Below are 26,720 nucleotides of genomic sequence, written 5' to 3'. Positions count from 1 at the left end.
AGTTTGGTTAGCTTTAGGGGTTTCCAGCAATTCAAGTAGTATTGGATAGGTTCTATCCTATCTCTACATATAAGTTTCCCTATATGCTGACTACTTTAGCTACTAACTCACGACTAAAGTCACAAGTGTGTGTAGCTATTTTTTAATCAATAGTTATAGCATAGCCTACACCTTTTTCTACCATTATGGCTGCATTATATACAAGATTAAAAGTAGCAACAATGTTTAATTTATCAAAGTCTCTTCCAAACCATTCTGCAAATTCATTTTTTGATATTGTTTGGAGTATAGCTTGTCTTGAACAAATAAGAGGTACATCTAATAAATCTTTACGGCTAATAGTTTCTTTTGTAGCAAGTGGGCTATTTTTTTGCATAATTACTCCCCAAATATCTTTTACAGGCATGTTAATATAATCATACTTTGATATATCAGCAGGTTGAATTAAAATTCCAAAATCTAATAATCCTTTATCAAGCCTTTCAGTAACATCCTCTGAATTTCCACTATAAAGATGATAATGTATACTTGGATAATCTTCTTGTAAATTTTTTACAATATCAGCAATATATTTCATCGCATCTGTTTCCCCACTACCAATATAGACATCACCACAAATAGTTTCTTCCATTGAGTTAAACTCTGATTCTGTTTTTTCAACCATTTCAATAATTTCTTCAGCTCTTTTTCTAAGAAGCATTCCTTCGTTTGTTAGTGTTACATTGTGGTTACTTCGAATAAAAAGTTTTTTACCCAATTCTTCTTCAAGTTCTTTAAGTTGTCTGGAAATTGTAGGCTGTGTAACATGTAAAAAATTTGCAGCTCTTGTGATACTTCCTTCTCTAGATACTGTAAGGAAATATTTTAAAACTCTAAGTTCCATATGTAAATCTCCTTTTTATCAATTTTCTTTATCATATAGTTATTAGAAATGCTTGTCAAGTATATCTGAATATAAGATATAAGTATTTGCTATAGACTAAAAATAGTATTAGAATTAATTAAGAAAAGGAGGTGTTATGTTGAGTGAAATAGCAAAGGAAAATATTACTGTAATTCGTAATCTTAAAGATGCAGGTTGCGACTCTAATATGATTGATAAGTTTTTACAATTAAAAAAAGATGGAAAAATCAAAGAGCAATTACGTTTATTGTCTTGTCAAAGAACTTCATTACTTCATAAGGTACACGAAAATCAAAAAAAGATAGATTGTCTTGATTTTCTAATTTTTAATATGATGCAGAAAAAATAAATTATTTTAAATTAGTTAACTACAAATTACAAATAAGAAGGGTGATAATATGAAAAATAATATACTGATAGCATACTTTTCCTATACAGGGAATACTAGAAAAATCGCTGAACAAATCCAAAATATAATTGGTGGAAATTTATTTGAAGTTGAACCAGAACAAGGTTATTCAAATGACTATAATGAATGTGAGACAAAAGCAAATAAAGAAGTTAAAGAAGGATATAAACCTAAATTAGCTGTGGAATGTAAAAATATTGATTACTACGATATAGTTTTTATTGGTACTCCAAATTGGTTTAACACTATGGCTCCTCCTGTTGCAACATTTTTATATGAAAATAATATGTCAGGTAAGACTATAATTCCATTTTGTACCAATGGTGGTGGTGGTCTAGGTCATGTTGTTTCAGATATACGTACATTTTGTAATGATTCAAATATTTTAAATCCACTTGAAATTTATGAAAGTGGTGGTAAAAATTCAGAATCTGAAATAATAAAATGGTTGGAAAAAAATGGTTTTAGAAGCTAGTTTAAATATTTTTATACTATAGAAAAGGATGTAAATAATTATGAATGAAGTTATAGGAGCACTGCTTTCACATCGCTCTATCCGTTCTTACTTAGACAAACCTATAAGTGAAGAACTTTTAGAGCAGATTATAAAAGCAGTACAATCAGCGCCAAATTGGGTTAATATTCAGCATGTATCAGTCATTGCTATTAAAAATATAAAACGTAGAGAAAGACTTGCATTACTTTGTGGTAATCAAAAGCACATTGAAGAAGCGCCTGTGTTTCTTGTATTTTGTGCTGATTATTATAGAACATATCTTGTATGTAAGGAAAAAAATCAGTCTATAGATAAAGTTATTAAAGATATTGATAATTTAATTGTAGGGTCTCATGAAGTTGGTATTGCTTTAGGTACAGCAGTTGTAGCGGCTGAATCGCTTGGGTTAGGAACTGTAGTAATTGGAGATGTACGTTTAAATGCTTTAGAAGTAATTAAAGAGTTAAATTTACCTAAATACGTTATTCCTATCTTAGGTTTATGTATTGGATATTCTGCTCAGAATCCTGATTTAAAACCACGTTTGCCTAAAAATGCAGTCTATTTTGAGGAAGTTTATAATCATGATTTACATGAGTTAATAAAAGAGTATGATGAAACCTATGCTAAATATTTAAAAGAGAGACCATACAATAATCTTATATCTAATTGGACAGAGCTTGTAACTGATTTTTACTGTTATCCTTATAACCATTATCCACAAATTTCTAAAACGCTAAGTAAACAAGGATTTGTTAATGATAAAAAATAAGATTTTAAAATAAATTTATTAAAATACAATGAATTGATTATTTTAAAATAGAATAAAAATTATAAAGGTGGATGAAAAAAATACTTATGACTAAACATAATAACCTGTTTATATTTATATTAACTTTTGGAGTATTTGCAATTTTAAATACTGAAATGGGAATTATAGGTATATTACCTATAATTGCTGATAATTTTAATGTTAGCATCTCTCAGGCAGGACTTCTTGTGAGTCTATTTGCCCTTGCTATTGCAATATCTGGACCAATTATGCCCTTATTATTCTCAGGAGTAAACCGCAAAAAGGCGATGCTATTTGTTCTTGGAATTTTTCTTTTAGCTAACATTTTATCAGTGTTTACTTCAAGTTTTACAGTCTTATTAATTGCTCGTGTAATATGTGGTTTTTTACAACCAATATACTGCTCACTTGCATTTTCAACAGCTTCTGCATCAGTAAGTGAAGAAGAAGCGCCAAAAGCTGTTGCTAGGGTAATGGTTGGAGTATCAGCAGGTATGGTAATTGGTGTACCAGTAGCCAATTTTATTGCTAACACAGTTTCATTAGGAGTGGCTATGTCATTCTTTGCTATAGTAAATGCTATAGCATTTGTAATTACATTAATATTTGTGCCATCTATGCCTGTAGAAAAAAGACTTTCTTATGGAGCTCAATTAAGTGTATTAAAAAAACCGATTGTTTGGTTTTCTATTATGGCTGTAATTTTAATAAATGGCTCAATATTTGGAGTGTATAGTTATTTTGCTGAGTATCTTAAAAGTGTAACAAATTTGCCTGAAAAGATAATTAGTGTAATGTTATTGATATATGGTATGGCAAATATTATTGGAAATCTTATAGCAGGAAAATCACTTAGCAAGAATCCTATAAGACTTATAAAATATTTTATTTTTTCAATGGTAGTAGTATACATAGTATTATTCTTATTAGGTCAGTTTAGCTTACCAATGATGTTAATTACTTTGGCATGGGGAGTATTAGCTGGTATAGCTGCTAATATTAATCAATACTGGATTGCATCTGTAGCATCAGAAGCTGCTGATTTTGCTAATGGATTATACTTAACTGCATCCAATCTAGGAATAACAACTGCTACAGCTGTATGTGGATTATTTATATCGGGATTAGGGACAAAATATGTTGTATTAGGTGGATTGATGTTCTTAATATTAGGTATAGTTTCAGTTTTATTAAGAGAAAGTTTAAAGACGATATTATCAAAAAATAGTAGTGAAACTTGATTTTACACATATATGAAATGTAGTATCTTATTTATGATTTTAGAATTATAGATAAGATACTTTTTTTGTAATTAATACAATTATATAAAGTTTTTAACTTAAGAACTTTACATAATTTAGTATCTATATAATTATGATATTTATATAAAATAGATTCAATAGTGTTTATATAAAATAAATTTATTTTCTATAAATATTAAGCCCTCCAGTATACTACCAGATAAAATTTACATGTTATAATTTAACCTGTATTTACAAGAAAAAGTAATTTAATAGAAATAGTATCTTACTTATTTATAGCTATTACTATGATTTACTCTAAAGAATCTAAATAGAAACAATGTAGGAGGTAAAATATGAATAATGAATTTATAATTTTAAAAGGGTGCAAAGAGAACAATTTAAAAAATGTATCTTTAAAAATACCTAAAAGAAAAATAACTATATTCACAGGTGTATCAGGTTCCGGAAAATCATCTATTGTATTCGAGACAATTGCAAAAGAATCCCAACGCCAGTTAAATGAAAGATTTAGCACTTTTATAAGAGGTTTTTTACCTAAGTATGGAGAAGTTAAAGCTGATTGTATAGAGAATCTATCAACCCCAATTATTGTAGACCAAAGTAGACTTGGTGGCAATTCAAGGTCAACTCTAGGGACTATTACAGATGTAAACTCATTTTTAAGAACCTTATATTCAAGATTTGGCAGTGAACGTATAGGTAATGCTAACATGTTTTCTTTTAACAATGTCTATGGTATGTGTCCAGACTGCCATGGACTTGGAAAAAAGCTAATGCCTAATATGAATAATATTCTTGACACGAATAAATCACTAAATGAAGGTGCCATATTGCTTTCAGGATTTGGAGTGGGTTCTTGGCACTGGAATATATTTGCTGAATCAAGATACTTTGACCTTGATAAAAAAATCTGTGATTATTCAGAAAAAGAGTTAGAAAAATTCTTATATGGTGAAGCAGAAAAGATTAAAGGAGAAAATGCTGGTCAAACTAATATGACATATGAAGGATTGTTGATTAAGTTTAATCGTCTATATTTAAGTAAAGAAGGAGAAATCTCTGAAGCTACGAAGAAAAAAATGAGTAAACTTCTTATAGAAGACAAATGCCCTGTTTGTAATGGAAGGAGACTTCATGAAAGGGTGTACAAGTCTTTAATTAATGGCTATAACATAGCAGATTTAACTAGTATGCAAATTGATGAATTAGTTGAAATTATTAAAAATATAGATGAACCAGAAGCCCAACCTATACTTAAGGGAATAATAGAAAAATTAAATAGTATAATAGATATAGGTCTTGGGTATTTAAGTTTAGATAGAGAGACATCTTCTCTATCAGGAGGTGAATCTCAGCGTATAAAGATGGTTAAATATCTGAATAGTAATCTTGTAGATTTAATGTATATATTTGATGAACCAAGTGTAGGTCTTCATCCTAAAGATGTATATAAATTAAATAAACTTTTAAAACAATTACGTGATAAAGGAAATACAATTATAGTTGTTGAACATGACCCAGATGTCATTAAGATTGCAGACCATATTGTAGATGTAGGTCCAAAAGCTGGTAAGTATGGTGGAGAAGTTGTGTATGAAGGAAGTTATGAAAATTTACTTACAAGTGGGACAGTGACAGGAAATGCTTTAAGTAAATCTCTTACTATCAAAGAAAATGTAAGAGAAGCTAGAGGATATTTAGAAATTAAAAATTGTAATAAAAATAACTTGAAAAATATATCTATTAAAATACCTAAGGGTGTATTTACTTTAGTTACTGGAGTAGCAGGAGCAGGTAAAAGTACCTTAATTAAGGATGAATTCTTAAAGCAAAATCCTAATGTTGTGCTTATAGACCAAAGCCCTGTGTCAGCAAATTCAAGGTCAAGTTTAGCAACATACAGTGGCATTATGAACAATATAAGAAGTATATTTTCAAAAACAAATGGAGTGAATTCTTCTTTATTTAGCTCAAATTCAGAAGGAGCTTGTGATAATTGTAAAGGGTCTGGAATAGTAGAGATGAATCTTGCCTTTATGGATAGTATAAAGAGCGTTTGTAATATTTGTGAAGGGAAAAAATTTAAAAAAGAAGTTTTAGAATATAAGTTTCAAGGGAAGAATATAATAGAAGTTCTTGAAATGTCTGTATCAGATGCGATTGAATTTTTTAGTCTAAAGCAGATTAAAACAAAATTACAATGTATTGAAAAAATGGGCATAGGATACCTTACTTTAGGGCAAACTCTTGATACCTTATCTGGTGGAGAATGTCAAAGGTTAAAGCTTGCTAGCGAATTAAACAAGGAAAGTTCAGTGTATATATTGGATGAGCCTACAACAGGACTTCATATGGCTGATATTGAAAATTTTGTAACTATAATTGAAGAAATTGTAGATAATGGAAATACGGTTATAATAATTGAACATAATATAGATGTAATTAAAAGAGCTGACTGGATTATTGATATGGGTCCTGAAGGTGGAACAAAAGGTGGAAAAGTAATATTTCAAGGAACTCCAAAACAATTGAGCAATAATAGAGTATCATTAACAGCAAAGTATATAGTATAATAAATAAAATATAATTAATATATGATATATTAATAAGTATAATGGGTATATAAAATGATACTTAAACTTAACAGTAGTAAATAATATGAGAAATATTCAAATTTAATTAAATATAGTGTCAGAAATTCGTTTAAATATCAAGATTTTAACGATTCTGGCATTTTTTCTTATTTTTATAGATAATATATAAGAAAATATTCTCTAATAGTTACTTTTTTGTGCCTACTTGCAAGTTTAATATTATAACCTTAACATGTAATTTATGGAATAATTTGTTGATGTATTAAAATGAGTACTATTACTAAATTAAAATTTAAATCTTGTTAAGTAAAACTCATAAAAAGGAGTGAGATAAATGATAAATGCTATTTTGACATTATTATCTGAGAGAAGTGATTTTTTTATAAAATTATCTATAGAGCATTTGACTATTTCTATTATTTCTATAATAATCGCAATAGTTTTAGGTGGTATAATTGGTATAATTGTAAGCGAATTTCATAGTTCATCTAAACCCATATTGGGAACTATTAATTTTCTATATACCATTCCGTCGATTTCTATGCTAGGATTTTTAATACCATTTTCTGGAATTGGAAATACTACTGCTGTTATTGCTCTTACTATCTATGCATTATTGCCTATGGTTAGAAATACATATACTGGAATTACTAATGTAGATAAAAATATTCTTGAAGCGGCTAGAGGGATGGGAAGTACAGATTTTCAGATACTATATAAAATAAAGCTTCCACTAGCTTTACCAGTTATTATGTCTGGTATTAGAAACATGGTCATTATGACAATTGCATTAGCTGGTATTGCTTCGTTTATAGGTGCTGGAGGATTAGGTGTAGCCATATATAGAGGAATCACGACAAATAATACAGTAATGACAATTACTGGAAGTATACTTATCGCTTTGTTAGCTTTAGTATTTGATTTTATTTTAGGATTAGTAGAGAGATTTTTTCAAATAAAAAGAAAAAAGAAAAATAAAAGAAAAGTTTTTGCCATTCTAGGAAGTTTTATTCTCATATTAGCTATCTTTACATCATATTTATTTAATTCTTCGAAGACTCAAACTATTCATATTGCTACAAAACCTATGACTGAACAATATATACTTGGTGAGATGTTGGATATTTTAATTGAAAAGAATACTGGTCTAAAAGTAGAAATTACACAAGGTGTAGGTGGAGGAACGTCTAATATTCAGCCAGCTATGGAAAATAGAGAATTCGATATTTATCCAGAATATACAGGGACAGGTTGGAATATGGTACTTAAGAAAAATGAATTATATACTGAAGATATGTTTAGTGAATTACAATCGGAATACAAAAATAAACTTAAAATGCAATGGACTGGTATGTATGGTTTTTCTAATAGCTATGCATTGGCAGTCAGAAAAGAAGTTGCAGAAAAATATAACTTAAAAAATATCTCGGATTTAAAGGATGCATCTTCTAAATTAACATTTGGAGCAGAATATGATTTTTATGAGAGAGAGGATGGATATACTCCATTGTGTAATACATATGGATTAAACTTTAAAAACACAGTTGACTTAGATATTGGATTAAAATATCAAGCTATCAATGAGGGCAAAATTGATGTAATGCCTATATTTACAACTGATGGTCAGTACAGTGTTTCAGACGTTGTAGTTTTAAAGGATGATAAAAACTTCTATCCATCTTATCAATGTGGAAATGTTGTTCGTTCAGAAGTATTAGAGGAACATCCAGAGTTATCAAAAGTATTTAAAATGGTTGAAAATACTTTGACTGATAAGGAAATGGCTAAAATGAATTATGATGTAGAAAATAACAATTTAGAGCCTAGAGAAGTTGCACATGAGTTTTTGAGTAAAAAAGGTCTTTTATAATTGGAGGAAATATAATGACACCTATTATACAATTTAAAAATATTGAAAAACAATATGATGATAAAACTATCATAAATAATCTTAATTTAGATATAGAAAAAGGAGAATTTTTAACTGTTATTGGTTCATCTGGTTCTGGTAAAACAACACTTTTAAAAATGATTAATGGTTTGATTTTGCCAGATGGTGGGAATATCTTGATAAATCAAACAGATATTAAAAATGAGGACTTAATTAAGTTAAGAAGAAAAATAGGGTATTGCGTACAGGGAAGTGTTCTTTTTCCTCATATGACTGTTGAAGAAAACATTTCATATGTACCAAATCTTCTCAATAAAAAAAATAAATCAGAAGTGAAAAATGCTGTAGACAAGTGGATGGAGATAGTGGGATTACCGAATGATATGAAAGTCCGCTATCCATCAGAATTATCGGGTGGGCAACAACAGCGTGTAGGTATTGCAAGAGCTTTAGCTTCTTCTCCAGAAATTTTATTGATGGATGAACCTTTTGGTGCCGTCGATGAGATTACACGAAAGCAATTACAAAAAGAGATAAAAGAAATTCATAAAAAAACAGGAGTTACGATTATATTTATTACACATGATATTTATGAAGCTTTGATTTTAGGTACAAAAACTTTGGTATTAAATCATGGGGTTATTCAACAGTATGATACTCCAAAGAATATTTTAAATTCTCCTGCTAATCAATTTGTAGACCAATTATTGAATATAAGAAAATCTATAATTGAGGATGAGGATTTATAAGGAATAGATTAAAAAATAAATCTAAATTAAAAATTAAATTATTATAGTAAAAGCTATTGCCTTAGAGTTAACTTCAAGTTGTATACTTGAAGTGTAAAAAAGTTAGATTAAGGCATAGGGGGAATTAGAAATGAGTAGAGAAAAAGATTTAGGTGTAGGAGCAGTTTTTCCTATTGGTGAGGAAAATAAAGCATTTGCACAGTATTTTACAGGAGAATGTTATTTAAATATGCTTAGCACGAATGGAGTAGCAATTGGCAATGTAACATTTGCACCTTCTACAATAAATTCATGGCATATACACCATAAGGGAGGGCAAATTTTACTTGTAACTGGAGGTAGAGGATACTATCAAGAATTTGGAAAGCCAGCTCAGGAATTGCATGCAGGTGATGTAGTAAATATACCACCAGATATAAAGCACTGGCATGGAGCTGCACATGATAGTTGGTTTCAGCATTTAGCTATAGAGGTACCTGCTGAAGGTGCCTTCAATGAATGGCTAGAACCTGTATCTGATGAAGATTATAGTAAACTTAAATAAAAAGCTAATAAGTTGTAAGCTTAGTTAACAGATAGGTCTATAAATCTTTGGAAATAAGGAATGTTACAAGTATGTTTATATAAGAGTTGAAACATTAAAAGAGTTGAAATATTAAATCTTATAAATAGTGATAGATATTTAAATTAAAAAAATAAAGATGTAATGTATAGGCACTTCAAGTTGAAGTGCCTTTTATATGTAAGAAAATAAATCAAAACATTAGCAAAGAATGTGAAAAATAAACTAAAACAATATGTTATCTTTAAAATAGGAGGTGTTCTACATGGATAATAATTTAATTACTATTGAAAAAGCTTTGGATTATATAGAGATACATCTTTTAGATGAAATGTTGGATTTAGATGCCATTGCTAAAGAAACAGGTTATTCAAAGTACCATTTACATAGAATGTTTACATCAGTTGTAGGTTTTACTGTTCATAATTATATACAAAGACGTAGATTGACTGAAGCAGCAAGAATGCTTATTTTTACAGAAAGGCCAATTATTGAAATTGCTTTAATTTCAGGTTATGACACACAACGCTCTTTTTCACACAGATTTAAAAAAATGTTTAAATATAGTCCGAATTTTTTTAGAAAACATAAAGACTTTTTACCAATACAATTAAAATTTGATATTAATAATCGGAAAAAATTGCGTGTAGATATGATTTTAGACATTAAAAAAGTCGATTGTACAGAGATAAATATTGTTGGCTATTCTGGTAAAGTAAAAAGGGGATTTCATATTATTGGAAGGTGTTGGAGAAGTTTACATAAAAATAAAGAATTGATAGAGAACAGAGTAGATTTAGATTTCTTAATTGGAGTCAATGATTATAGTGACTTTAAAGAAGTTGAAAATACACCTATGTTTACATATATTGCAGGAGCACAAGTATCTTGTTTTGGTAAATTAACCAATGGAATGGAAAAATTTACACTTCCAAAAAGTAATTATATTATCTTTACATTTATTGGAAGAAATGAAGATAGTATGCAAAATGTTGTAGAATATATCTATCAAGAATGGTTTCCTAATTCAAGTTGTCAATTAAATGAAAATAATTTATATGATTTTGTAAAATATGGAGAAAATGTTAATGATAGTGGTTTGAGCGAAATTCAGTTTTGGGTTCCAATTCTTTAAAAAAAGTAGCAATATAAAGTAGAGAAATTCATATAAAAATAGTTTTATAACTCTAATATGTTAATAAGGAATTTATAAACAGTAGAAAAAATTACTTTATTAGAAGGCTATGATAAAATAGAATTAAATAATATATATTTAATTTTATAAAGGGTGAGGTGTTCTAATACGAATGAATCCAGAAAATGAATTACTTAGAAATCTAGATAAATTACATACAACAGAATTAGGTGTGGTAAGAATTAAGAAAAACCTTTCTTTAGAGATAAATGATGTAGTGAACTGGTGTAAAACTAAAATAGAATCTTCAAGTGCTGTTATTAATAGAAAGGGAAAAAACTGGTATATAAGTGTAGATAATTGTATTATAACAGTAAATGCTTATAGCTACACAATCATTACAGCTCATAAAGAAAAGAATTGCAACATATAGAAATTAGGAGTATTTTATGCTATCTATTGTTTAGTAAATATGAATATCATGAAAACCATCAAGATGAATGGCTTTGCTGTACTTGACGGTTTTTTTGATATTGTTATATCATTCTATTTTTTTATTTCTTTAGTATATCACTCTTAGTTAAACCATTTGATTTAGCTTGAGGATTCCACTGATAATTACCCAGAAGTTTATATAGAAATCTAGGGAAATTAGGTGAAATGAAAATATTATTTTTACGAGAATTCTCAATGTTCATATTGTCATTAAGTATATTTCCTGATAATTCTTTTAGTGTAATACCTAATTTTTTTTTTGGACCTTTACCCAAAGGCACAGATTCTAGTGAACCAAACATCTCGCCAGCACCAATTCCAATACCTTGAACCCATGTGAAATTGACCTTTTTACACCAATGCTCTATCATTTGAATTGCCAAATGATTATGTTCGCCCTCATAGAATCCACAGTTAACAATTGCATACACTGGAATAGGTTTTTTATTTTGTGTATTTAAAAATTTTTCACATTTCTCTAGAAAATGAACCAAATGAGATGGAATGCCATCTACATAAAGAGGAAATGCAATTACCAATCTATCACAGTTAAGTATAGCATTAAAAGCATCAGGGTATTTAGAAGTATTATCTATTTTAAATGTAAAAATTTTATTGTCTTTTTTAATAAGTTTTTCTATTTCAGATAAAAAATACTGTGAATTATTTTTATTCACTTTTGGACTACCATTTATCATCGCTATATTCATATAGATTCACCTCTTATATCTTGTATATTTTCATAAAAACAAATAGAGTGTTCTTTCATATTAAAATTTATGGAATTTCCATGTACTAATTTGGTAGCAGTGTCTTTTTCAGCTTCTGTAATATGATTTCCATAAAATATAGCTTTTAAATTTATTTGTTTGCTATATCTACTTTTATGACGCATCATATTATCTTTCATTACAAAGTATGGGAGGATATAGCTAATACTTTTATCAATTATATTTTTTACAAAAAGGCTGAATCCTCCATAACAACATCTACTTATTATAATAAGTTCATCAGAGTCATTTATAAGTTTACTCATATTACTATAATAATCTTTTATAACACATTCAGTAGGAGTTTTAATCCAGCAACCAAAACAACCAATACATTTGTGAATTTCTTTTGTGTTTGGAAGCACTTTTATATTTTCATTAAGCCTAGGTGCTAGCTTATCTAATTCTTCCTCAGTTAAATCATGTATTAAAAGTCTCATAAGTTTCATCTCCTTTTATTATGTATATTTATTTTAAAAAATTATATCTTACAAATTTTTTAGTAAATCTTTACACCAATTAATTACAAAACTATAATAGTCAACTCCATAAATCATTGTGGAATACATGTATTTGTATTCTTCAATACAATGATTTTTTTCTGCATCAATTTTTTGTTTATTTAGTTTATCTGAGAGTAATTCAACCTCAGCTATAAATAGTTTTAAGTTTGTTTCAATTACTTCTTTAGGTAGATACTTATAAAAGAATATATTAACAAGATGGTCTTGCTTTGTTTTAGAAAATTTTATCGGTTTTTTTAGCCATTCAAGAAAGTATTCTTTACCTGAATCAGTTATAGAATATAGTTTTTTTAATTTGCTACCATCTATAGCTTCACGACAGTAGATATATCCCTTTGTTTCTAATCTTTTAAGTGCTGGATAGATGCTACCAAAGCTAGCATCAAAAAAGTATGATGTACTATGTGACATCCATTGCTTTAAGTCGTACCCACTTAATTCTTCTTCCATTAAGAATCCTAAAATAATGTATTCTAACATATTGCCTCCTAATATCACTTAGATATATATCGTTTCGATATAAATATTATTACAGATAATAAATATTGTGTCAATATGATTTTTAAAATAAACTTAAAAGGAATTAGGAATTAGGAATTAGGAATTAGGAATTAGGAATTAGGAATTAGGAATTAGGAATTAGGAATTAGGAATTAGGAATTAGGAATTAGGAATTAGGAATTAGGAATTAGGAATTAGGAATTAGGAATTAGGAATTAGGAATTAGGAATTAGGAATTAGGAATTAGGAATTAGGAATTAGGAATTAGGAATTAGGAATTAGAAAATATTTATGTAAATAGATTAATATAAAAGGTAATTAAACATTAGTGAAAAATTAAAGATAGTTAAATTAAAGTAATGGTCTAATATATGAAATTTATAGTGACTTTATAATTTAAATATAAACTTGGGTGCTATTGACAAAGAATAAAATTAGCAGTAGAATGATTGCATGAGCAAATAGATTATTGCGTACGCAAAAAATGGTGAATAATAAATAAGGAGAGAATATGAGAGAGCTATTAAAATGGGTTTCCATTATAAATAGATATAATACAAATTATATTGACAGGAAATTGGCGGATATTGGAATCAATAATAGCCAATATTTTTATGTGTTACACATATGTAATAATCCAGGCATTACACAAGATACTATATTTAAAAAAATCCTTGTGAATCCTAGTAATATAACAAGAGCTTTGGCAAATTTAGAAAAAGAAGGATTCATCACTAGAAAACCAAGTGTAAAGGATAAAAGAACATGGCATTTATACCCTACAGAGAAATCTTTAGAATGTTATGATGAAATATTAAAAATAACAAATGGATATGTAGAAGAATTGTTGAGTTCGTTTGAGAAAGAAGAGAAAGAGTTATTTATATCAATGTTAGAAAAGGTTGCCTTTCTAGCTATTGATATGAATGAAGAAGCAAAATTGGAGGCGAAAGAAATTGGAAGAAAACTATAAAGAACCATTGGAATATGATAAAGTTTCAAAATTATTAACTAAGTATGCAATTCCTAGTATTATAGCAATGTTAGTAAGTGCATTATATAACATTGTTGACCAAATATTTATTGGGCAAGGTGTTGGGGTATTAGGTAACGCTGCTACAAATGTTGCTTTCCCATTAACTACAATATGTACAGCAATTGCCTTGTTATTAGGTATTGGAGGAGCATCTAAATGCTCATTGGAATTAGGGGCTAAAAACTCAGAAAAGGCTACAAAAGCAGCAGGAAATTCTATTTGTTTGATGGCTATTTTTGGAATAAGTTTGTTTGTAATAGTATCAGTATTTTTGACACCACTATTAAAATTCTTTGGTTCTACATCAGAAATACTACCTTATGCACACACATACACAAAAATTACATCAATCGGATTACCATTTCTTATAATGTCCACTGGAATGAGTAAGTTGATACTTGCAGATGGAAGACCAAAAGCTTCTATGTTTTGTATGTTAGTAGGAGCAGTCATCAATACAATCTTAAATCCACTATTCATATTTGTTTTTAATATGGGGATTGCTGGCTCTGCTTTAGCAACTGTCATTGGGCAACTTATATCTTTTGGAATCAGTGTTTATTATATAAAGAATTTTCAACATATCAAATTACATAAGAAAAGTTTTAAATTAGAGAGTATAATTTATAAACATATATTTGCACTAGGTTCAAGTTCATGTTTTAATCAATTAGCAATGACTGTAACACAGATAGTGATGAACAATACATTGGCATATTATGGAGCTAGGTCAGTTTATGGAAGTGAGATTCCACTTGCTTGTGTTGGTATTATTATTAAAGTAAATATGATTTTTATATCTATAATTATAGGTATAGCACAAGGTATGCAACCTATTATAGGATACAATTATGGGGCTGAAAAGTATAATCGTGTAAAAGAAGCATATAAGTTAGCAGTAGGAAGTGCAACTGTTATAGCTAGTATTGCATTCTTATGCTTCCAAATATTCCCACGACAAATTACATCTATATTTGGTAATGGAAATGAGACTTATTTTATATTTGCAGAACATTATTTTAGAACTTTCCTATTCTTAACATTTATAAATGGTGTTCAAATAATATCATCAACTTTCTTTACATCAATTGGGAAATCAGTACTGGGACTTTTTACTTCTTTGACTCGTCAGATTTTATTCTTAATTCCATTAATAGTGATTTTACCAATGTTTATGGGAATTGATGGAGTAATGTTTGCAGGGCCAATAGCAGATGCCGCGGCAGCAATTGTATGTATATACTTTGCACTTCATGAAATGAAGTCATTGACTATAAAGCAAAATAAGGTGATTGGTAATCACAAAGAGGTTATGGAGGTATAATATACTTTCTAAGAAATATATTAAATATATTAAATTAATTTTTATTAATTAACACTAAAATAATATTCATATGTAACCTTAGGTGCATTTTCAGGAGCTACAGTTAGATTGTAGAGTGTAGATACTCTGCCTTGCTTGAGAAGGTTGTTTAAAAAACAATCAAATTTTCATAATAGCTCAAGAAAATGCACTATTTACAATGTTTATTTTGTTTTGTGTACAATTTTAGAAATAATTACTCTAATCAAATCTAAGATTATGCCATAAATAAGAAAAGAAAGCATAGATGCTATGTACCAATAAATTGAAATTGACCCCATAATCGTTCTACATGGTATTTGCATACCTGAATCCATGAAAACAAGAAAACTATCAGTGCGAGAAATAATAGATAAGATAGGATTTAAGCCTATTAGAACAATACTCTTTGAGTCTTGCCCAATTTGATGCATATAAATCTCAAATAATGCTATTAAAAGAAACCAAAATGTAAAAGATTTAGCTATTTTTTTCATTAAAATACCTCGCCTAATATAAATTCTTTTAGTCTTATTTACCCAATATAATTATTTATCTCCACTCAGTTACATCGCTTAATTGTAATCTAGGTCTCATTGATGGTTCTTCATCAGGATAACCTAAAGATATTGCTGCTACTAATTGGCTGTCTGTATCTAACCACTCACATAATTCACGATATGCAAAATATACATCACAAATCCAAAGACTACCTAGACCTAATTCTACAGCCTCAAGTGACATGTTTTGAATTGCAGCTCCAATTGATTGTATATTTGCCATTTCATAAAAGCGTTCTTCAGCAGATAAGCTTTCTAAAGGTGATTTACCTAATATGTTTAAAATAAAGATTGTTACTGGAGCTTGTTCCATAATTTTAACTGTGTAATTTGCACCAGCGATATGTTGACGACTTTCTGGAAGAAGTCCATTGTCGTCAATTTCATTTTGAATACCTTTACTCATAGCTTTGAGCATAGATTCTTTTTCCTTCTCAGTGACAACAACAAAACGCCATGGTTGTCTGTTTTTAGATGAAGGTGCATTTATTCCAGCTTCAATTATTTTTTCTATAGTTTCATGTGAAATACTTTGTTTTTTATATTTTCTAATACTACGTCTTTTTGATATAGAATCACTTATCATCTTAAGTAACCTCCGTTTATTTTTTTGAAAATTCATTTGAGTTTTAGTTTCTATTTTTAATTATTTTAGCACTAATCATAAAAAAAGTCATTGATTTTAGTATTTGGTTATATTTAATATTGTATTAATGACTAAATGTAAGAATTCAATATAAAAATTCAATATTGTTTTGTTCAGATATTAAAAAAAATATTTTAAAGGATTTTGCTTAGAAAATAGCTACGCACACTTGTGACTTTAGTCATGGGAGGTTCAGTAAATGTTATATATGAAAAGGCTGGATACTTATAAATATTTCGAATAAAATATGATAAATATTACAACTTGTATATTTACATTAGGAAATTTATATACTATAATTATTTAAAACTAAGTATGAACACTGAAATTATTTAAAGCTAAATATAAATACTGAAGAGGTGATGTAGTGAAATTAGATATGGATAGTATGATATATATACTAATTTATATGACATTATTGATATCTATCGTTGGTAGTATAATTTATTTTTGTAAAGACCTCTTAAATCATAGAATTACATATGTTTTAATAAGAAACATATTTGTAAATAGAATTACATACTCTGAAGAAAGATTGCCTAAACAGTATATCGTTTTTCAAAAGTATGATATTTGGAGGTATTGTAGTTTATTTTAATTTGAAATGAATCTGTTATAATCCTAAAAACTAAAAATAAAAGGAGAGAATAAAATGGATTTCATTTCAAGTATATTACAAGGATTACTAAGTATATTATTTAACTTTACAGGAGATTTTGGAATTTCTATTGTACTTATAACTTTAATAGTTAAGTTAGTACTAATGCCACTATCATTAAAACAAAGGTTTTCTGTAAAAAAACAGCAAGAATTAGCAGAAAAAATGGAACATATAAAAGAAAAGTATAAGAATGATACTAAAGAATTGGAAAAGCAAATACAAGTAAATTCTGTAGAAAGCATGAAGAGTATGCTTGGATGCCTTATAATTTTGGTGCAAATGCCAGTAGTATATGCGTTATATCATGTATGTCTAGATATGACAAAGGAATTTACAACAATTATAATTCCATGGATTGCTAATTTAGGTACATTTGATAACTTATTTATACTGCCTTGTATATATACATTAATTATGTTAGCTTCAAATTTGGTGAATTATATACCGTATTTTAAGGTGAATTCTCAAGTAAAGTTTAACAAGCAAATGGCTATAGTGACTACTATAATGAGTCTTATATTGACTGTTAGAACTCCAGTAGCTATAGGTCTGTACTTTATAACAAGTGCAATTTATTCATTAATTGAAGATATTTGCTTTAGAATATATTTTAATCGAAAAAATAGAATAGTAATAAAGTAATATATTTATTATTCTAGAAATATTTTAGCCTGCTAACATGAGATATAGTTAGCAGGCTATTTTTATCAATAATACTATAATAATACTATAATAATACTATTAAAAATAGTTGCAAAATAAATAAATTGATATAGACTAAAATAAAATCTATAAAAAAGAAGATAGATTTACATGACTGCTGATAATGAAGTTAAATCACTTACAATATTAAAAAACAGTCATATAGATTTAAAATAATTAGATATCATGATTTTATATTTAAAATGAATTCTCAGCATGTAGAGTTTCACGTGAAATGGCTAAGATACTTATTATTAAGGCAGTATATAATTTTAGTTGAGCATTGTATAGTATGATTCATTTTAGTATATATTATTTAGATTCTTTTGACTTAAATATCCCTTGCTTATAAAACTGTTTTGAGTAGGGAATAGAAAAGGCAAAAAATAAGAGTATAATACCTGCTATTATGATTAAATTATTAATAGATATTATATCTGCCATTGGTCCGAAAATCATCATACCAAGAGGTATGAAGCCAGTATATATAATAATAGGTAAACCAAGCACTCGACCTTGCATTTGTGGTTCTACATGTTCTTGTAACATAGTCATAGCTGATGCTTGAATAATTGGAATTGAAAAATTGGTAAAAAACATAAATATAAAAAATTGCCATGCCTGTGTTACAAAACCTAAAATAATTGAAAAAACAGCATAAGATAATATTGCTAAGAAAAAAGTCTTGTTTCTGTTTTTAAAGCCACCAAATATTCCTATAATCAATCCACCTAAAACCATACCCCAAAATCCAATCATTTCAATAATGGACAGATAGATATAACCTCTACCAAATGTACGTTCAATCAACAGTCCTATAAGGAATCCTGATGGAACACAAAGAAACATAAAAGCTCCATAACTAAAAAGTATCTTTCTAATGAATTTATCTGAAAAGCAGTACTTTATTCCTGACACCATATCCGTAAAAAATGATGCTTTTTCAACTTGTTTTGGTATGTTATGCTTAGGAATCTTGATAAATATCAACAATACAATAGCAATAATTGCAGTGAATACATCGATTAAAAGAACTTGATTTATTTGGTTACCAAAGCTAAGTATTGCTGCAGCTACAATAGGAACTATAAATTGTACTATAGATTGTAGACTACCATTTATGCCATTAAAACGCATTAAGTGTTCTTCTGGTACAAGTTGAGGAATCATTGCATTTACAGCAGGTGTCTGCACACCACTTCCTAGAGAACGTATAACAGATACTATTGCTATGGCTATCAATTCATTTTTTGTTCCAGTTGATGACATCATAAATATGATTAGAACTAATGTAGAGATGGCAATTATTGCATCTGATACAATTATGAGTACTTTTCTATTGTAGTAGTCTGCCCATACCCCAGCAAAAAAAGAAATTATCATTTGAGGTATAAAGGAACATACAGTTAAAACTGTTACCCATATACCTGATGATGTTTGAAGTGTGACATACCATATTAGAGCCATCTGTACAAGTGATGAGCCAAATAAAGAAATATATTGACTTGCTAGAAATGTGATTACTTTTTTCTTCCATGTAGAGTGAGTATTTTTGTTTTCCATTCTATTCCTCCTTTGATTTGTGTGTTGAATTTTTCTCGTTCTTAAGGATAACACACAAATCAAAGTCTGGAGTTAGAGTGTAGGGTTAAGAAAATTGTTTTTTCATAATTTGAAGATGGGACTTCATGGTTTTTGCATTATGCTCAGCTTCTTTCAACGAAGTTATCAATTTGTCACATACTGAAATAATTTCATCGTCATCTTTTGGAGTGTCAATGACAACTTTGATATTAGTATCAGGATTACAAGACAAAGCATTTAACATTCGTAAAATAGCTGAAAGAGAATAGTTTGCTAAACGAAGTGAACTGATAATTTTAAGTCTCTTTATATCTTCATCAGTATATACACGATAACCATTTTGTTTTCTTTTTACTTTTAGCAAACCATTCATTTCCCAGTTTCTTAGAGTATCTATTGTAACATTTAAGTGTTCTGCAGTTTCTTTTCTAGTTAAAAATAGTTTATTTGTTTCCTGAGAATTTCCATTTAAAATTTGAGTGACAATAGTGAGTGCTTCTTCAGCATTAGATTTTTCTATTTCTAATTGTTGCAAGTAGTGATTTACAAGACAAATAGCCTTGTCAAAATCTCTATTTGCTGATGTTTTAATAATCTCAAGAGCATTTTTTCTCAATCCTCTTTGTAGAACTTCAATTTTTAAGGCTGTACGAGCAAATCTAAATTGTTCTATATGAAAATCATTAAAGATACGATAACCATTTGTATTACGCTTGGGTCTAGGTATTAAGTTGAGTTCCTCATATAAACGCACAGTATTAGGATGTACACCAATTAATTCTGCTACCTCTGATGTTGTGTAAGTCTCCATTAGTATTCATCTCCTTTTATGTATATAGTATCAATCATAATATCACTAAACCAAAGTCTGGTGTTATAGTGGAGGGTTTCGCTATTTGTGATATAGTTAATCTATCATAGATGTAAGTATGTGCTTTTGAATAAAATCCCATCTGTCACGAGGTTTAAAAACTATCTTAGATGGGATAGCTATCACTAAGTCATATTGTGGAATACAACAGATAGCATTTCCTCCAGCTCCCATTGCTGAATACCATAAAACTCCATCTTTTTTACATAGCCACCATAGGTAACCATACTCATTGGTATTCATTTTGACAGACTCTTCAATCCATGATTTAGATATAATACTTTTATTATTCCAAATACCTTTATTTAAATACAGAAAACCAAATCGTAACATATCTCTAGTGCTCAACATAAGTCCCCATCCACCTGTAGAATTACCTTGTCTGTCTTTTGCCCAACCCTTAAGATTTTTTCCAAATAAATCTTCAAAGCCAAAGCCGTTCATATCATAATCTGGTATCTCTTTCATACCAATAGGTTTAAATAAGTATTCATTAGCAAATTCACGAGCAGATTTTCCTGTAGTCTTTGTGATAATAGCTGAAAGTAGATGCGTTCCAGCTGAAGAGTATTTGAAAGTACCAATATCACCTTTTTGACCAAGTTGATTTAAGGCATATTTTATCCAATCTTTCTGTTTACAAAATCTCTCTAACGACTCAGTATTATTTTTAAAAGGGTATGGTGCAGTCATTGTAAGTAGATGTCGTATAGTTACTGCCTTTTTACATATTTCAGTAGGACTACAAGTATATTCAGGAAAAAAATCAACAACTTTTTGGTCAACATCTTTTATATATCCGTTGTCTATTGCGATACCTATTAAAGCTGATATAACACTTTTTGTAACTGATGCAACATGAAAAGTATCATCAATATTATAACCATTATAATATTTTTCAAAGACGATATTTCCTTTTCTTGCGATAATTATTCCATTTATATTGCTGTACTGAGAGATTATTAGAGGTTCAAGTTGTGAAAGTTTTTTTGAACTCATACCAACATTTGAGGGTTCTATACTTTCAAATGTCAAATCTAAGCAACTATTTTTATTCATTATAGGTACCTTCCTGTTATAGAGTTTGGATTTTCTTTTAGAGCTTTAGGGGAGCCTTCTGCAATTATATAGCCTCCTTTATCACCACCTTCTGGACCAAGTTCAACAATCCAGTCGCAAACATTTAAAACATCTATATCATGTTCAACAACAATTACAGAGTTTCCATTTGCTACTAACTCATCCAACAGTTGAATTAGTTTGGCAGTATCATATAGACTTAGACCAGTAGTTGGCTCATCCAATACATAAAGGATATTACCATTTCGTTTTTTACCAATTTCTTTTGCAAGTTTGACTCTTTGAGATTCACCTCCACTTAAAGTAGGTGTGGGTTGACCCAATTTTATATATCCCATACCTATTTGTTCTAGTACCTTTAAGTGTGAAACAATATTTGGCATATCTTCAAAGAAATTTACAGCTTCAGAGACACTCATATTTAAAACATCATGAATATTTTTATTTTTATATTTAATGGATAAAGACTCATCATTAAACCTCTTTCCATGACATTCGCTGCATATATGGTCGATGCTTAAGTTATTACCCAGCCAGACCTTTTCATATCCACTACCACTACATTTAGAGCAAGCTCCTTTAGAATTAAATGAAAAATGACCAGCTGTAAATCCTCTATTTATTGATTCTGACTGATTTGCAAATAATGTACGTATCTTATCCCATATACCAATATAAGAAGCAGGAGTTGAATTCATATTTTTGCCAATAGGAGATTGAGATATTTCTGAATATCCAGAAATATACTTAGTACCTATTAATCTATCTGCTATAGTCTCAACAACTGCATAATCATCTTCATCACTTATTTCACTCTCTAGAACACTTGATTGACTATTGATAGTATGGTTATTAAAGTGACTTCTAAGAAGAGGGAGTAGGGTGTCTGATATAAGTGAACTTTTTCCACTACCTGATTTACCAGATATTCCAACCATAGAACCCAAAGGCATTGACACTGTTACATTTTTAAGGTTGTTTGTATTTGCATTTTGAACAGTTATACAAGGCATTTTATCAATACTATCAATATTTCTAGAGGTTGCTCTGTTAGGCATTGAGCATTTTCCTGATAAATATTGTCCAGTGATTGATTTGTCTGATTTAAGTAAACCATTTAAATCTCCTTGATAAATTAGTTGTCCACCTTCAATACCAGCCTTTGGACCAATATCAATAATATGTTCTGCCATTTCAATTGTATTTCTATCATGTTCAACGACTATAACTGTATTTCCTAAGTCTTTAAGTTTTTTTATTGATTTTAAGATGTCTATTTTTTCTGATTCATGTAATCCAGCAGTTGGCTCATCAAGTACATAAATTAATGAATCCATCTCTGAATCAAGATGTGAATTTAAAAATAGTCTTTGAATTTCTCCACCACTCAAAGTTGACATTTCTCTGTATAAGGATAAATGACCTAATCGTGATTCTATTAGATGTCTTGTTTTGGATAAAATATCATTTATAAGGTTTGTACCAAATGTATTTAAATTCCCTTGACCTAATAAGATTTTAAGGAACTCATCAATTTCTAAAATAGTCATTTTTCCAAGTTCACCAATATGTTTTCCATTTAAGAGAACTCCACGTGCTTCTTCACCAATCTTAAAGCCTTGACACTCAGAACAAGCAGTCATAGTGTAAACTCCATTCAAATCCTCACCCCTTTTGTAACGGTTGTGAAATAGCTTTGATAAAGAGGAACTTTTTTTGCCATTTTCATAATGACCATAGAGTACTTCATTTTTTATTTCTTCAGGTAATTGTAAGAATTGTATCTCTAAATAATCGTTGAATTTTTTAGAGAATACTCTCAAATATCCTGGTGTAATTTTTGCTCTATCCAAGACTTGTTTTAGGGTATCGTGTTTATCAAAGACTAACTTTTCAATATTAATCTCAAAGTATGCTCCATGTCCAGAACATTTCATACACATTCCATCTGAAGAGTTGTATGAGAAATAACTTGGTCTCAATCGTTCTTCTTCATGACCACAATTATTGCAAACTAGATTGGTGCCTAAAGGAGTATTACACATTGTACACATTATCTGTCCCTCTGCTGAGTACAATAGTGTAAGCATATTAAGTATATTAGTTCTTGTACCTACTGTTGAACGAGGATTACTTTGACGAATAATATTTTGTTGAACAGCTATAGTAGGAGCTAGGCCTTGAATATTATCAAATTTATCTTCCTTATCAATACCTGAAAGTATACCTAAAGATTGCAGATATTGTTTACGCCCCTCCTCAAATACAATGTCAAACATAAGGCTGGATTTACCTGAGCCACTGACACCTGTTGCAACAACAAGTTTGTCTTTTGGGATAGAAACATCTATATTTTTAAGATTGTGTATCTTAGCTCCATTAATTTTTATTTCTTTCATTGGTTCACCTCATTTTATCAATCTTATCAAACCATAAAATAGGGATTATGAACCCTTAATACAAGAATAATTTATACGAGGTTATTTAAAAAGGTTCTATCGGCAAATATATATCAACTAAGTGCCTATTTTGAGGGTGATTATTTGGGTTATTAAGATATACTTCAAAAGGAAAGGATGCACGTAGCTTGTAATTGCCATTTGATAGCCATTCTCTATACATAAAATCCCACGCATCACTGTATTCGTATTTTGAAATATCGAAATGTCCCACAAGATACTTTCCAGAAGGTATTATCATATTGCCAAGATTATCATTTTCTTTGACAACTTTGTTGTCTGGAATTGTCATACAAATACTAGTCCTTAATTGGTGCTCCTGTGTAAATTGTGGATTATCATGATAGATGGCTAATATTTTTGTATTTTCAAGTCCAATTAGATTCTGCTCACTTGCATATATGAATAGCTTTTCTAAAAGTTTTGGAAAAGTACTGGTTAGATTACCATATGAACCAGTATATCTAGTGTAAATGGTGTTCATATTACCAAGTTCTAGAATTTCAATTTCACCCTTAACCTCTCTAATATTCTTACATTTAGGTTTTGATATGCTTCTATTGTACTGAGAAATTTTATATGGTTCTTTGCAATTCTTGCTATAATTATTTCTATATTTTATAGGGCTTATTTTATAATAATTTTTAAATGCTCTAGAAAAAACAGCAGAATCAGTAAAGCCAAAGTAATGTGCAATATCAGTAATTGTCATATCAGGGCGGTGAATAAGAAAAGAAGTTGCGTTTTCTAATTTTAGCCTATTTACATACTGAGACAAAGTTTCTTTTTCTATGGCTTTGAAAATTCTATGAAAATGAAACTTTGAAAACCCTGCTATGTTGGAAAGTTCATCAAGAGAAAGAGGTTCATGCAAATGTTCTTCTATATAATCTTGTACTTTGTAAATACGATTTAGATATTCTGTTTTACTTTTAGAGTTTGTCATAACTATTCCTCCTCATTGTGTAAAATATGTATATTAACTAATTGATAATACATAAAATTTTAGGTATTTGTAATTTATAATGAATAAGGTGTTATACATTTTTCTTGTGTTTAATAAAAAGTATAAAGCTCCTTATAGTTGTTTTTGTAGCTATCAGTATAATCTTCGTAATAATTAGTATAGCATAGTGATTTATTTTTGATTGCGTATTTATATAAATATATAGTTTATGGCAGGGACAAATTATTATATGAATAAACCATAATTTAAATAAATCATAATATAAACAAGTTAAGATATGAATTAGAGTTTAGTACATAGCAGAAAAATATAGAGAAGATAAAATAATATTAAAAAATTACATGCTAAGTTTAATAAAATCTTTATATTAAAAGTAATATTAAACTTATTGTTTAAATAAAAAAGTTAAATCTGCACCATTAACTTAATATGATTAAAAGTTTAAAATAAAAATATCAAAGAATTATTTTTAATAAAAATAATAATTTAATAAGTTATTTAGAAATCTAAAAAATTTTACAAACAAATATTTATTCAAATTGGAGGAGTGGGAATATGAGTAATGGCTTTTATCAATTAAATTCAGCGGTATTGTATTTTAATGAGCGAAGTGATGTAAATAGAATCAGATTTAATCATTATATAATGAGAAAAGAAAATATACAAAGATTAAAAGGAACTTTGCCAAGAGGTCAATTTATGATGACAGTAAGAAAAGCTGCATCTGACCTTGATGTATCTATATCTACAATAAGTAGACTTGTAAATGAATTTATAGATTTAGGTATATTGAGATTAATAAGTAGAGGAGTAAAGGGAAATTGTTGTTCTGTGTATAGTTATATATGTTCTGAAGATAGTAATACAGAGGTTGTAGGAAAAAATAGTGATATTTTCACAAATATAGAGAAATATATTAACGGAACTATTAACAATAATCAAAAAACAATGAAACATAAGCATAGAGATGAGTTGTTCAAAACCAATAATACCAGCACATACGGCTGTATAGATGAATATAGTATAGACAAAGATTATGAGTGGGTAATTGATACAGGGTGTGAAACAGAAAATGAGACAAAGAAAAAAGAGTTATTAAAAAACAATTTAAATAAAAAGAATTTTAAAAAAAATACCCTTGAAGAATCAAATGAAGAATCGACTTGTGGAGTTTTAGAAACTATTCATGAAGTTATTATAAAAAAATTAAACAATGAATCAGGAAAAAATTTTAAAGTTGATTGAAAAATAGCTACGCACACTTGTGACTTTAGTCATGAGTTAGTAGCTAAAATAGTCAGCATATAGGGAAACTTATATGTAGAGATAGGATAGAACCTATCCAATACTACTTGAATTGCTGGAAACCCCTAAAGCTAACCAAACTAAAACATAAGGATGAAATAAACCTAAGTGTGAAAGTTACGAAAGTAGAAAAAATTGGTTAGATGGTATAAGGTTAAACCCTAAGTACTTTAAAATGGGCAATCAGCAGGTAAGCTCCGAATAGGAGAAACTTCAACGACTATTCCTCCTGAGGGAAGTACACTACAAGCTATCGGTAGTGGAAGTGGGTAGACCTTAACGGATAATGCCGAAGGATAAGATATAGTCTGTGCTTGCATGAAAGTGTAAGAAGTTCATAAGAGAACTGCATAGGTAGTAGCGAACTTATGTGAACGACAACCTCAAAAATGATAAAAGTTAGGACTTACGGTTCTTAA

The 26,720-nt window shown here is 28.8% G+C and carries 25 protein-coding genes; 14 read left to right on the top strand and 11 right to left on the bottom strand.

The genetic code is table 11. The features are described 5' to 3' along the window. Positions 1–142: 142 nt before the first annotated feature. Positions 143–883 carry a LysR family transcriptional regulator gene (locus tag ACTG48_RS17930; RefSeq protein WP_021386140.1) on the bottom strand — a complete coding sequence of 247 codons (741 nt, stop codon included), beginning with the start codon at positions 881–883 and terminating at the stop codon, positions 143–145. A 139-nt stretch (positions 884–1,022) separates the two neighbouring features. Here ACTG48_RS17930 and ACTG48_RS17925 point away from each other — a divergent pair, with 139 nt between their 5' ends. From ACTG48_RS17925 to ACTG48_RS17880, 10 genes are all read left to right on the top strand, one after another. Further along, the gene (locus ACTG48_RS17925; protein WP_234781150.1) at positions 1,023–1,253 is read left to right on the top strand and encodes a hypothetical protein; all 231 of its coding nucleotides are present in this window, start codon (positions 1,023–1,025) and stop codon (positions 1,251–1,253) included. A gap of 49 nt (positions 1,254–1,302) precedes the next feature. Continuing rightward, on the top strand, positions 1,303–1,788 hold the full coding sequence (locus ACTG48_RS17920; RefSeq protein ID WP_479917587.1) for a flavodoxin: 486 nt from the start codon (positions 1,303–1,305) through the stop codon (positions 1,786–1,788). Positions 1,789–1,828: 40 nt separating this feature from the next. After that, complete coding sequence (locus ACTG48_RS17915; protein ID WP_479917586.1) at positions 1,829–2,581, top strand: NADPH-dependent oxidoreductase; 753 nt, start codon at positions 1,829–1,831, stop codon at positions 2,579–2,581. A gap of 71 nt (positions 2,582–2,652) precedes the next feature. Further along, entirely contained in the window at positions 2,653–3,843 is a 1,191-nt protein-coding gene (locus ACTG48_RS17910; protein ID WP_479917585.1) for an MFS transporter, read from the top strand. 356 nt (positions 3,844–4,199) lie between these two features. Continuing rightward, positions 4,200–6,440 (top strand): ATP-binding cassette domain-containing protein, encoded by a 2,241-nt coding sequence (locus ACTG48_RS17905; RefSeq protein WP_479917584.1) that lies wholly within the window; start codon positions 4,200–4,202, stop codon positions 6,438–6,440. Between the two features lie 355 nt (positions 6,441–6,795). Beyond that, positions 6,796–8,331 (top strand): ABC transporter permease/substrate-binding protein, encoded by a 1,536-nt coding sequence (locus ACTG48_RS17900; RefSeq protein ID WP_479917583.1) that lies wholly within the window; start codon positions 6,796–6,798, stop codon positions 8,329–8,331. 14 nt (positions 8,332–8,345) lie between these two features. After that, positions 8,346–9,101, top strand: a complete 756-nt coding sequence (locus tag ACTG48_RS17895; RefSeq protein WP_479917582.1) for an ATP-binding cassette domain-containing protein — start codon at positions 8,346–8,348, stop codon at positions 9,099–9,101. A gap of 130 nt (positions 9,102–9,231) precedes the next feature. Further along, entirely contained in the window at positions 9,232–9,645 is a 414-nt protein-coding gene (locus ACTG48_RS17890) for a cupin domain-containing protein (RefSeq protein ID WP_479917581.1), read from the top strand. 283 nt (positions 9,646–9,928) lie between these two features. Then, complete coding sequence (locus ACTG48_RS17885) at positions 9,929–10,798, top strand: AraC family transcriptional regulator (protein WP_479917580.1); 870 nt, start codon at positions 9,929–9,931, stop codon at positions 10,796–10,798. Between the two features lie 172 nt (positions 10,799–10,970). Beyond that, the gene (locus ACTG48_RS17880) at positions 10,971–11,231 is read left to right on the top strand and encodes a DUF3781 domain-containing protein (RefSeq protein ID WP_021386137.1); all 261 of its coding nucleotides are present in this window, start codon (positions 10,971–10,973) and stop codon (positions 11,229–11,231) included. Between the two features lie 121 nt (positions 11,232–11,352). Here the strand turns inward: ACTG48_RS17880 and ACTG48_RS17875 are convergent, their stop codons facing one another. Genes ACTG48_RS17875 through ACTG48_RS17865 form a run of 3 tightly spaced genes read right to left on the bottom strand, consistent with a single transcriptional unit; the run spans position 11,353 to position 13,067 of the window. Beyond that, positions 11,353–12,003 carry a flavodoxin family protein gene (locus tag ACTG48_RS17875; protein ID WP_479917579.1) on the bottom strand — a complete coding sequence of 217 codons (651 nt, stop codon included), beginning with the start codon at positions 12,001–12,003 and terminating at the stop codon, positions 11,353–11,355. Continuing rightward, entirely contained in the window at positions 12,000–12,503 is a 504-nt protein-coding gene (locus ACTG48_RS17870) for a flavodoxin family protein (protein ID WP_479917578.1), read from the bottom strand. The genes ACTG48_RS17875 and ACTG48_RS17870 overlap by 4 nt, the downstream gene beginning before the upstream one ends. Before the next feature lie 48 nt (positions 12,504–12,551). Continuing rightward, entirely contained in the window at positions 12,552–13,067 is a 516-nt protein-coding gene (locus ACTG48_RS17865; protein WP_021386150.1) for a PadR family transcriptional regulator, read from the bottom strand. A gap of 532 nt (positions 13,068–13,599) precedes the next feature. Between ACTG48_RS17865 and ACTG48_RS17860 the strand changes: the two genes are divergently transcribed. Further along, the gene (locus tag ACTG48_RS17860) at positions 13,600–14,061 is read left to right on the top strand and encodes a MarR family winged helix-turn-helix transcriptional regulator (RefSeq protein WP_021386141.1); all 462 of its coding nucleotides are present in this window, start codon (positions 13,600–13,602) and stop codon (positions 14,059–14,061) included. Continuing rightward, entirely contained in the window at positions 14,045–15,448 is a 1,404-nt protein-coding gene (locus ACTG48_RS17855; protein ID WP_021386151.1) for an MATE family efflux transporter, read from the top strand. The genes ACTG48_RS17860 and ACTG48_RS17855 overlap by 17 nt, the downstream gene beginning before the upstream one ends. Positions 15,449–15,651: 203 nt before the next feature. Here ACTG48_RS17855 and ACTG48_RS17850 read toward each other — a convergent pair whose 3' ends face one another. Together ACTG48_RS17850 and ACTG48_RS17845 are read right to left on the bottom strand one after the other, a co-directional pair. Further along, entirely contained in the window at positions 15,652–15,963 is a 312-nt protein-coding gene (locus ACTG48_RS17850; protein WP_479917577.1) for a hypothetical protein, read from the bottom strand. 55 nt (positions 15,964–16,018) lie between these two features. Continuing rightward, positions 16,019–16,612 (bottom strand): nitroreductase family protein, encoded by a 594-nt coding sequence (locus ACTG48_RS17845; protein WP_021386147.1) that lies wholly within the window; start codon positions 16,610–16,612, stop codon positions 16,019–16,021. A gap of 712 nt (positions 16,613–17,324) precedes the next feature. On the opposite strand from ACTG48_RS17845, the gene ACTG48_RS17840 reads away from it, so the two are divergent. Then, on the top strand, positions 17,325–17,975 hold the full coding sequence (locus tag ACTG48_RS17840) for a YidC/Oxa1 family membrane protein insertase (protein ID WP_479917576.1): 651 nt from the start codon (positions 17,325–17,327) through the stop codon (positions 17,973–17,975). A 372-nt stretch (positions 17,976–18,347) separates the two neighbouring features. Here the strand turns inward: ACTG48_RS17840 and ACTG48_RS17835 are convergent, their stop codons facing one another. The 5 genes from ACTG48_RS17835 to ACTG48_RS17815 all read right to left on the bottom strand — a co-directional run bounded on the left by ACTG48_RS17835 (position 18,348) and on the right by ACTG48_RS17815 (position 24,975). Next, positions 18,348–19,598 carry an MFS transporter gene (locus ACTG48_RS17835; protein ID WP_479917575.1) on the bottom strand — a complete coding sequence of 417 codons (1,251 nt, stop codon included), beginning with the start codon at positions 19,596–19,598 and terminating at the stop codon, positions 18,348–18,350. 85 nt (positions 19,599–19,683) lie between these two features. After that, a complete protein-coding gene (locus ACTG48_RS17830; protein WP_479917574.1) occupies positions 19,684–20,430 on the bottom strand; it encodes a MerR family transcriptional regulator in 747 nt (248 codons plus the stop codon). Positions 20,431–20,526: 96 nt separating this feature from the next. After that, complete coding sequence (locus tag ACTG48_RS17825; protein ID WP_479917573.1) at positions 20,527–21,549, bottom strand: serine hydrolase domain-containing protein; 1,023 nt, start codon at positions 21,547–21,549, stop codon at positions 20,527–20,529. After that, on the bottom strand, positions 21,549–23,969 hold the full coding sequence (locus ACTG48_RS17820; protein WP_479917572.1) for an excinuclease ABC subunit UvrA: 2,421 nt from the start codon (positions 23,967–23,969) through the stop codon (positions 21,549–21,551). The genes ACTG48_RS17825 and ACTG48_RS17820 overlap by 1 nt, the downstream gene beginning before the upstream one ends. Before the next feature lie 85 nt (positions 23,970–24,054). Beyond that, on the bottom strand, positions 24,055–24,975 hold the full coding sequence (locus ACTG48_RS17815) for an AraC family transcriptional regulator (protein WP_479917571.1): 921 nt from the start codon (positions 24,973–24,975) through the stop codon (positions 24,055–24,057). Positions 24,976–25,551: 576 nt separating this feature from the next. Here ACTG48_RS17815 and ACTG48_RS17810 point away from each other — a divergent pair. Next, positions 25,552–26,241 carry a conserved phage C-terminal domain-containing protein gene (locus ACTG48_RS17810; protein WP_479917570.1) on the top strand — a complete coding sequence of 230 codons (690 nt, stop codon included), beginning with the start codon at positions 25,552–25,554 and terminating at the stop codon, positions 26,239–26,241. Positions 26,242–26,720: the final 479 nt, after the last annotated feature.

The sequence above is a fragment of the Clostridioides sp. LIBA-6822 genome, from assembly GCF_056688955.1.
The sequence above is the reverse complement of the archived record's forward strand: the minus strand, read 5'-3'. Positions and strand labels throughout refer to the sequence as shown.

Coding starts and splice junctions, on each gene's coding strand:
- ACTG48_RS17910 (WP_479917585.1), top strand. CDS start 2,653: ATGAAAAAAATACTTATGACTAAACATAATAACCTGTTTATATTTATA.
- ACTG48_RS17830 (WP_479917574.1), bottom strand. CDS start 20,430: ATGGAGACTTACACAACATCAGAGGTAGCAGAATTAATTGGTGTACAT.
- ACTG48_RS17845 (WP_021386147.1), bottom strand. CDS start 16,612: ATGATAAGTGATTCTATATCAAAAAGACGTAGTATTAGAAAATATAAA.
- ACTG48_RS17870 (WP_479917578.1), bottom strand. CDS start 12,503: ATGAGACTTTTAATACATGATTTAACTGAGGAAGAATTAGATAAGCTA.
- ACTG48_RS17865 (WP_021386150.1), bottom strand. CDS start 13,067: ATGTTAGAATACATTATTTTAGGATTCTTAATGGAAGAAGAATTAAGT.
- ACTG48_RS17920 (WP_479917587.1), top strand. CDS start 1,303: ATGAAAAATAATATACTGATAGCATACTTTTCCTATACAGGGAATACT.
- ACTG48_RS17885 (WP_479917580.1), top strand. CDS start 9,929: ATGGATAATAATTTAATTACTATTGAAAAAGCTTTGGATTATATAGAG.
- ACTG48_RS17815 (WP_479917571.1), bottom strand. CDS start 24,975: ATGACAAACTCTAAAAGTAAAACAGAATATCTAAATCGTATTTACAAA.
- ACTG48_RS17840 (WP_479917576.1), top strand. CDS start 17,325: ATGGATTTCATTTCAAGTATATTACAAGGATTACTAAGTATATTATTT.
- ACTG48_RS17900 (WP_479917583.1), top strand. CDS start 6,796: ATGATAAATGCTATTTTGACATTATTATCTGAGAGAAGTGATTTTTTT.
- ACTG48_RS17895 (WP_479917582.1), top strand. CDS start 8,346: ATGACACCTATTATACAATTTAAAAATATTGAAAAACAATATGATGAT.
- ACTG48_RS17905 (WP_479917584.1), top strand. CDS start 4,200: ATGAATAATGAATTTATAATTTTAAAAGGGTGCAAAGAGAACAATTTA.
- ACTG48_RS17835 (WP_479917575.1), bottom strand. CDS start 19,598: ATGGAAAACAAAAATACTCACTCTACATGGAAGAAAAAAGTAATCACA.
- ACTG48_RS17890 (WP_479917581.1), top strand. CDS start 9,232: ATGAGTAGAGAAAAAGATTTAGGTGTAGGAGCAGTTTTTCCTATTGGT.
- ACTG48_RS17850 (WP_479917577.1), bottom strand. CDS start 15,963: ATGAAAAAAATAGCTAAATCTTTTACATTTTGGTTTCTTTTAATAGCA.
- ACTG48_RS17930 (WP_021386140.1), bottom strand. CDS start 883: ATGGAACTTAGAGTTTTAAAATATTTCCTTACAGTATCTAGAGAAGGA.
- ACTG48_RS17880 (WP_021386137.1), top strand. CDS start 10,971: ATGAATCCAGAAAATGAATTACTTAGAAATCTAGATAAATTACATACA.
- ACTG48_RS17875 (WP_479917579.1), bottom strand. CDS start 12,003: ATGAATATAGCGATGATAAATGGTAGTCCAAAAGTGAATAAAAATAAT.
- ACTG48_RS17825 (WP_479917573.1), bottom strand. CDS start 21,549: ATGAATAAAAATAGTTGCTTAGATTTGACATTTGAAAGTATAGAACCC.
- ACTG48_RS17810 (WP_479917570.1), top strand. CDS start 25,552: ATGAGTAATGGCTTTTATCAATTAAATTCAGCGGTATTGTATTTTAAT.
- ACTG48_RS17820 (WP_479917572.1), bottom strand. CDS start 23,969: ATGAAAGAAATAAAAATTAATGGAGCTAAGATACACAATCTTAAAAAT.
- ACTG48_RS17860 (WP_021386141.1), top strand. CDS start 13,600: ATGAGAGAGCTATTAAAATGGGTTTCCATTATAAATAGATATAATACA.
- ACTG48_RS17915 (WP_479917586.1), top strand. CDS start 1,829: ATGAATGAAGTTATAGGAGCACTGCTTTCACATCGCTCTATCCGTTCT.